This is a genomic window from Allosalinactinospora lopnorensis (assembly GCF_000981225.1).
Classification (GTDB): Bacteria; Actinomycetota; Actinomycetes; order Streptosporangiales; family Streptosporangiaceae; genus Allosalinactinospora; species Allosalinactinospora lopnorensis.
This window is the reverse complement of record NZ_LAJC01000155.1, coordinates 1-2,976: the sequence shown is the minus strand read 5'-3', so window position 1 is coordinate 2,976 and position 2,976 is coordinate 1. Positions and strand designations below refer to the sequence as shown.

At 73.6% G+C, this 2,976-nt stretch carries 2 protein-coding genes and 1 pseudogene; 1 reads left to right on the top strand and 2 read right to left on the bottom strand.

The annotated features are described in order from the left end of the window. The first annotated feature begins 85 nt into the window (after positions 1-85). Positions 86-894 (top strand): annotated as a pseudogene (locus VS93_RS33140) (formylglycine-generating enzyme family protein). A 2-nt stretch (positions 895-896) separates the two neighbouring features. Here VS93_RS33140 and VS93_RS26115 read toward each other — a convergent pair. Both VS93_RS26115 and VS93_RS26110 read right to left on the bottom strand, forming a co-directional pair. Then, a complete protein-coding gene (locus VS93_RS26115) occupies positions 897-1,814 on the bottom strand; it encodes a LysR family transcriptional regulator (RefSeq protein ID WP_046472501.1) in 918 nt (305 codons plus the stop codon). Positions 1,815-1,988: 174 nt separating this feature from the next. After that, on the bottom strand, positions 1,989-2,615 hold the full coding sequence (locus tag VS93_RS26110) for an SDR family NAD(P)-dependent oxidoreductase (RefSeq protein ID WP_338022808.1): 627 nt from the start codon (positions 2,613-2,615) through the stop codon (positions 1,989-1,991). Positions 2,616-2,976: the final 361 nt, after the last annotated feature.

The window sequence follows — 2,976 nt, the reverse complement described above, 5'->3', positions numbered from 1 at the left end:
CCGCCCCAAGCGGTCCCCGGCCGCCTCCGGCGCCGGTGCGGGCGACACCGGCGGGCTCGTCCTGCTCCGCGGCGGCGACTTCCTCATGGGCAGCGCCGACGACCGCGCCTACCCGGAGGACGGTGAGGGGCCGGTCCGGCGGGTCGTGCTCGACCCGTTCCGGATCAGCCCGACAGCGGTGACCAACGCGGAGTTCGCCGCGTTCGTCGATGCCACGGGGTACCGGACGGAGGCGGAGCGGTTCGGGTGGTCCTTCGTCTTCGCCGGGCTGCTCCCCGACGACTTCCCTCCCACACGCGGCGTGGCGGCGGCGCCCTGGTGGCGCCAGGTCGAGGACGCGGACTGGCGCCGCCCCGCGGGTCCGCGGTCGGACCTGGACGGCCTCACGGACCACCCCGTGGTCCACGTGTCCTGGAACGACGCCGAAGCGTACTGCGCCTGGGCCGGCCTGAGGCTGCTACGGAGACCGAATGGGAGTTCGCGGCGCGCGGCGGGCTCGCGGGATGCGCCTACCCGTGGGGGGACGGGCGCGAGCCCGGCGGGGAGCACCGGATGAACGTGTGGCAGGGGGCGTTCCCTCGGGAGAACACCTGCGACGACGGCTGGTACGGCACCTGCCCCGTCGAGGCGTTCCCGCCCAACGGCTTCGGGCTGCACAACATGACCGGCAACGTGTGGGAGTGGTGCCGCGACCGGTTCTCCCCGGGCGGCCCCGCGGCGGACGCGCGGCGCAACCCCCGCGGCCCCGAACGGGGGACCCGCCGCAGCGCGCGGGGCGGCTCCTACCTGTGCCACGACTCCTACTGCCGCCGGTACCGCGTCAGCGCGCGGCAGGGAATCGCGCCCGACTCGTCGATGGGGAACACCGGCTTCCGCTGCGCCCGGGACGCATAGACCTATCCGGTGTCCGGGGCCGGGCCCTCCTCCTGCTCGCCGCCGTCAGGGGGCCAGGCCCGCACGAGGTCGACGAACGCCTGGGCCGCCGGCGAGAGCACATCCGGCGGCCAGACGAGGACGCCGCGGCGCGTCAGCGGGGGACTGAGAGCGACCACCACGGCCCCGAGCCTGCCCGCTTCCCAGGCGAGCCTGCGCGGCAGCAGCGTCGCCCCGGCGCCGCCGAGCACCAGCGGCACTATCGCGGCGCGGTGGGTGGTCTCGACGGCGATCCGCGGAGAGGTTCCGGCCAGGGCCAGCGCGCTGTCGAGCGCGCTCCTCGTGGTGGTGCCGCTCGGAGTGGTGACGAAGTCGAGGTCGGCGAGCTCCTCCAGCCGGAGGGGGTCCTCGGGCGTGGGGGCGGTCGGCGGGAACACGGCCAGGACGTCCTGTTCGGGCAGGTCGAGGAGCTGCATCCCAGGCCCGGTGGCGCCGTGCTCGGTGAGCCCCACCTCGCACTGGCCCCGCCGAACGACGTCGACGACCGCGGCGGCGTTCTCCGCGTCCACTATGTTGAACGTCACCCCGGGGTGTCGGCGCCGGAAGGCGCCGACGAACGACGCGAGCGGATCGACGGCCAGGGTGGTGGCCGCGACGATGTCCAGCCGGCCCGAGACGAGCCCGGACACCTGCCGGGCCGCGGTCCGCACGAGCGCGAAGTCGTGGATCACCTGCCTGGCCGGCGCGAGCAGCGCCTCACCCAGCGGTGTCAGCACCACCCCGCGGCCGACACGGCGGAAGAGCGGTGCCCCCACCTCCCGCTCCAGGACACTGATGGCATAGGAGAGCGACGGCTGCGCGATCCGCAGCGAACTCGCGGCGCTGGTGAAACTTCCGTGGCTCGCGATCGCGAGAAAGTACTCGAGATGCTTTCGCTCCACAGGACCTTCCTACGGGCCGGGGCGGGACGGCGGCTGCCACTCGCCGACCGCCGGCGCGCCCCGGCCACGGCCCACGCCGGCAGGCGGCTCCCTCCGGGTGCCTTGTAGCAGAGTACGCGGCACGAGCCGCCGGATCGGCCGCCGCCGGCCCGAGGCGCTCTTTCGGCAGCGGACCTACCAGGACAGCACGCCCGAGGAGTTGGCGCCGCCTTCGGTCCACAGATCGCCCCAGAGCACCCCGGAGGGCCCGTCATCAGGCAGGGTAGCGAGGTGCACGCTGACCTCGGCCCCCTGCTCGGCGGTGCGGAAACCGGAGTTGCCGTTGAGGCCGGTGGCGCAGTAGCCGGGATTGGCCGCATTGACCTTGATCGGGGTGTCCGCCAACTCCGCGGCGTACATCACGGTCACCATGTTGAGCGCGGACTTGGAGGAGGGGTAGGGCACAGAGGGCGGCAGGTTCAGGTTCCTCAGCGGACTCTCCGGGTCGGTCATGGCGGTCAGCGAGCCGACCTCGCTGGAGACGTTCACGATCCGGGCCGCCGGGGCCCGGCGCAGCAGGGGCAGCATCGCGTTGGTGACGGCGATGGCCCCGAAGACGTTCGTCTCGTAGACCGCGCGCAGGGTCGCGAGCGGAGTCGCGCTCGGCGCGCCGCTCTCGGCGCCCCCTGTGATCCCTGCGTTGTTGACCAGGGCATCCAGCCGGCCGTACGCGCTGTCGATCCACTCCGCCGCGCTCCGCACCGACTTCTCGTCGGTGACGTCGAGTTGAACGGGGTGGGCGTCGCCGCCGTGGTCGCGCAGGGCGGAGGCGGCCTCGTGCGCCCGCGCCTCGTCCCTGGCCCCACCAGGACCGTCATCCCGCGCCCACCCAGCAGTCGGGCGGTCTCGAATCCGATTCCCCTGTTCGCACCTGTTATCAGAGCAATGTTTTGCATGGCCCCCAGCGTGGCGCAGATGGCGGGGCGGCGGGAGAGACCCCGCGAGGCTGGGATCGGCGGTACCACCCAGAGGCGGCGGACATACGGCAAGCTGTAAGAACAGGGAGAGGGCCGGACCGAGGGGGCGTGCCCATGCTGAACCGTGCTGAACTGGCGGCGTTCCTGCACACCCGCCGGGACCGGCTGCGCCCCGGCGACGTGGGCCTGCCCGACGGCGGCCGGCG